This window comes from Halobellus sp. GM3, from assembly GCF_052545375.1.
On the sequence record NZ_JBQWLT010000028.1, the window covers coordinates 1 to 1214 of the forward strand.

General features: G+C 58.4%; 1 pseudogene. It reads left to right on the forward strand.

Going from position 1 to position 1214, the window contains the following annotated elements:
• Positions 1-1214: pseudogene (locus ACT3HL_RS17590) on the forward strand (ATP-binding protein); the annotation flags it as partial.

A 1214-nucleotide genomic window follows, 5' to 3' on the forward strand; every position in this document is an offset into this window, starting at 1 on the left:
CGCACTCGTGGTGCGCTCAAGCTCCTCTCCCGCGCAGTCTACCGCCTCTGGCAGCACCAGAGCGACTACCAAGAACGCCACTTCGTCCGGCTGTTCGATATGCATCCCTCTGACGGGGACGTTCGTTCGACGCTTCTCCGGCTGTTCTCGTCGGTTGACATGGACTTCGAGGCCGCGATCAAAGCCGACATCTTCTCGGAAGATGGCACGGCGAACGCAGAGGAAGAGGACCGGAACTGGGTCAAGAACGGACATCCACCGCTCGGAACACATCTGACGACGGCAATCCTCTGGAAAAGCATCGTGAAGGGCGCCGACGGGCGCGGCACTACACGCCGGCCTCTTCGACACGCGATTGCCAACACCGAAGTCGAGCTTGCGCACTACGACGACGCGCTCAATAACCTCCTTGGAGAGGGACGTCGGTCTGCGTGTTTCTACCTGCACGGAGACAACGGTGAGAAGATCCAGTTCAAATCAGAGCCGAACCTCACGAAACTCATCGATTCCGTCGTCGAGCAACTGCAAGACGGGCTCGCCCGACGGCATCTCGAGGAAGCCCTTGACGAGGCACTCGGTCAGGGCAGTCTGAATGTGATTGTCGGACCGGAAGAGCCACACGAGATTCCGGATACGGCCGACGAAGCTCATCTGTGCGTGATGGACTTCGATACGGTCACCATCACTGACTACGAGACCGTCCCCGAGGCAATCCAAACGCTGTTCAAGAATACAGCATCGTCGAGTGGCGGACAGAAGACGCCACGGGTGTTCAAGAATAACGTCGTCTTCCTCGCGGCGAGCGCGAACGACGTGAGCGACGCAAAGCGGACCGCAGAGCGCGTCGCTGCCATCAAACACATCCAGAATAATCTCGGCGACCAATACGAGCTCAACACCGAACAACAGGACAAGCTCGGTGAACGCCTCGATAGCGCGAAGGGCACGCTCGATCAGGACATCAAAAAGGCGTATACGCATCTCTACTTCCCGACTGGAGATGGCCTGGCTCATCGGAACGTCACCACCGACAGCACCATCCATCAGAGTGTCATCGAGAAGCTCGATGAAGCAGGCGCGATCATCCCCGAAGGAGAGGACGCCTACGGTGTTGACTGGTTCGAGGCAACGATCTGGAACGTCGGCTCGACCTCGATGACGACGAGAGCAATCGAAGAACAGTTCGGGAAACGCCAGGATGCGGAGATTCTCCT